Origin of the sequence: Nodosilinea sp. P-1105, assembly GCF_012911975.1 — a bacterium.
Lineage (GTDB): Bacteria > Cyanobacteriota > Cyanobacteriia > Phormidesmidales > Phormidesmidaceae > Nodosilinea.
Window position 1 is genome coordinate 1 of record NZ_SMDQ01000141.1, and the last position, 2,798, is coordinate 2,798.

At 45.4% G+C, this 2,798-nt stretch carries 3 protein-coding genes; 1 reads left to right on the forward strand and 2 read right to left on the reverse strand.

The window, feature by feature from the left end:
- Positions 1 to 62: 62 nt before the first annotated feature.
- Positions 63 to 1,160, reverse strand: a complete 1,098-nt coding sequence (locus tag E1H13_RS26320) for a serine protease (protein WP_169617922.1) — start codon at positions 1,158 to 1,160, stop codon at positions 63 to 65.
- Positions 1,142 to 1,465 carry a CU044_2847 family protein gene (locus tag E1H13_RS26325; protein WP_169617923.1) on the reverse strand — a complete coding sequence of 108 codons (324 nt, stop codon included), beginning with the start codon at positions 1,463 to 1,465 and terminating at the stop codon, positions 1,142 to 1,144. The genes E1H13_RS26320 and E1H13_RS26325 overlap by 19 nt, the downstream gene beginning before the upstream one ends.
- 253 nt (positions 1,466 to 1,718) lie before the next feature.
- On the opposite strand from E1H13_RS26325, the gene E1H13_RS26330 reads away from it, so the two are divergent.
- Entirely contained in the window at positions 1,719 to 2,699 is a 981-nt protein-coding gene (locus tag E1H13_RS26330; RefSeq protein WP_169617924.1) for an integron integrase, read from the forward strand.
- The last annotated feature ends 99 nt before the right edge of the window (positions 2,700 to 2,798 follow it).

Consider the following 2,798-nt stretch of genomic DNA (forward strand, 5'->3'; position numbering starts at 1 on the left):
AATCGCTGCATCAGAGAGAAGCTGGCCAAGCAAGGTCATCCGGTCTTTTCCTCTGGCCTGCACTAAAATGCACTACCCCTATTCTTTCCCCTCTCAAAAGCTTCTAGAATTCCTCGATCTACTTCAAGACTACATAATTCAGCAGCAGCGATGATCGATCTTGTCATATAAAATTGATACTTCTCAAGATAATCAGCATACGATCCCAAAACTGAGCTTGGTAGCTGAAGCGCTTTTTCTGTTTCTTCCTGAAAAGATCTTGCCGCAAACTGAAACTGCTTTAAGATAGGTGTAAGTTTTGAATCACGCTCTATTTCTTGAAGAGCAAGATTGACACGCATTCGTATTTCTTGTGCTGACTTTCTGAGGTGATCCGGATGATGAAATTGATAGCCTAAGCTTTCAGTCAGAAGTCTTCGATCTTCCAAAAAAGTTAGCAACTGAGCGACAACCTTCCGCTCACTTTGTGTTATTTCTAGGTTTTTTCTATTTATAGCTTTAATATCTTCAAGCAGCGGACACACCCTAAATAATTCCAAAGTTGGAATCATAAACCCAACCCTAGCTTCAATACGGTTTGGATCGGTTGCTACTATCATTCCGATAACTGCACTTAGATTCGTATCCCAAACGGGTGAGCCACTAAACCCAGGTTCAACTTGAAATCCTGACTGTTCTTTATCTTCAATTTGAACCCATCCATTTGCTAAACCTTTAATTACAATGCCATCAGCCCAAACCCCCTGAGGATTGCCTTTAGGAAGACCAAATACTTGAAATCGATGTTGCTCTAAATCTGATGGATTAGTTAGCAGAAAACAAGCTGGTTTAGCTGATAGTACTGGCTCATCTAACTCCAAAAGAGCAATATCTTCACCAAACTCTGAAAGCGCTGCTTGATTGAAATGAACTGGACGCCAAAATGTAACTTTGGCATTAAAAACTTGCTGTAAAATCCCAAAAGCAAAGTCCAATTGGACAGTTGTCTTAGGTTGTTCGTTAGTCGTCCTAGAAATACCTAGAGCATCTAAAATGACATGAGCACAGGTTACAATATGTTTGTCTGAAACTAAACATCCAACTCCTACATAATTCCCCTTTGCTGAACGAATCCTGGTAAGTGCCGACTCTAGTTTCTTTGTCATTGAGCCTTCTTCCATTTCAAAGTAATTTCATAATTAACTTCACCGCCTGCCAGGGCAATGATGGCTCCAGCTTCAGCCGTAAGCTTTATTCCAAATTTGACTTCCACCTCATCTGCTGGTTCATTGAGTTCTCTCAGTTTGCTAATAAGAGTAGAAGCTATAGGCTGAATCTTGTCCAATGCTTGCTCATAGGTTTGTTGGGCTTTGACCACCATTTCAGTAGGATTTAGCCCAACTCTACCATCACCCTCTACAGGCTCATCAACCTCAGCAAAGACTGAATCACCACTAGGCAGCGTAAATTCAACTATCTTTTTCATAACTCCTCATATTGTTACCCCAAAAGGCACCTTGGTAATATGAGACATAACAATCTTATTAGAGAGATAGTTTCCACATATCGTCCCTAGGAGGGCAGATAGGCAGAACGCTTCCGCGTATCTACCGCAATCTGCTAGATCGCCAGAAACTTTCCGCATATTAACCGAATCTGGGTAGATAGCCAGAAACCTTCCACATAATTTAGCTATAGTACATATAGACTATGAGTAGCGTTTATCACATGCTGTACTGATGGCACAGGACTCCCCCCTTCAGAAGAAACCAGCAAAACTGCTGGACCAGGTACGTGAGGTCATGCGGTTGAATCATTACGCCTACCGCACAGAAGAAACCTACGTCCAGTGGATCAGGCGATACATCTTGTTTCATGACAAGCGCCACCCCAAAGACATGGGTCGATCTGAAATTGAAGCTTTCTTGACGGATCTGGCTGTCAACCAGCAGGTTGCAGCCTCGACTCAAAATCAAGCGCTCAACGCCATATTGTTTCTGTATCACAAAGTTTTAGGGATTGAGATCGCTGGCATCAACGCTGTTAGAGCAAATCAACCGCGTAATTTGCCAGTCGTGTTAACTAAGGCGGAAGCATTAGCCATCATTCAGACGATCGGTGGTCCCCACCAGCTTGTGGTGAAGCTTCTCTATGGCAGTGGTTTGCGGCTTTCTGAGGCTTTGCGATTGCGCATCAAAGACCTTGACCTTGCCCAGCAGCAAGTCATTGTCAGAGACGGTAAGGGGAGCAAGAATCGGATCACGATGCTGCCAGCCAGCGTGCTCACGGAACTTCAAGATCATTTAGTCGGGGTTCGGCGGCAACACCAGCAAGACCTGGGGCGTGGTTTTGGTTCGGTCTATCTGCCCTTTGCGCTAGAGCGCAAGTATCTCAACGCTAACCGAGATTGGATCTGGCAATACGTCTTTCCGGCGGGTCGAATTGTGAAAGACCCCCGTAGCGGAGAAATGCGGCGGCACCATTTGCATGAGAGTGGGATTCAAAAAGCGGTCAAACAGGCTGTACGCCAAGCTGGAATTGCTAAGAAAGTCGGCTGCCATACGTTTCGCCATAGCTTTGCCACCCACCTATTAGAGAGCGGTTACGATATCCGCATCATTCAAGAACTGTTGGGCCATAAAGATGTAAAAACCACCATGATTTACACCCACGTGCTGAATCGGGGTGGGCGGGGGGTGCGCAGTCCGTTGGATGGGTAGGGGGGCAAGGGCAATTGTTACCCTACGGTTGACGGCGGGGAGTCGCCCCACTATGCTCTTACATTAAGCCGTTCAGTCGAACGGTGACCACACAGAACT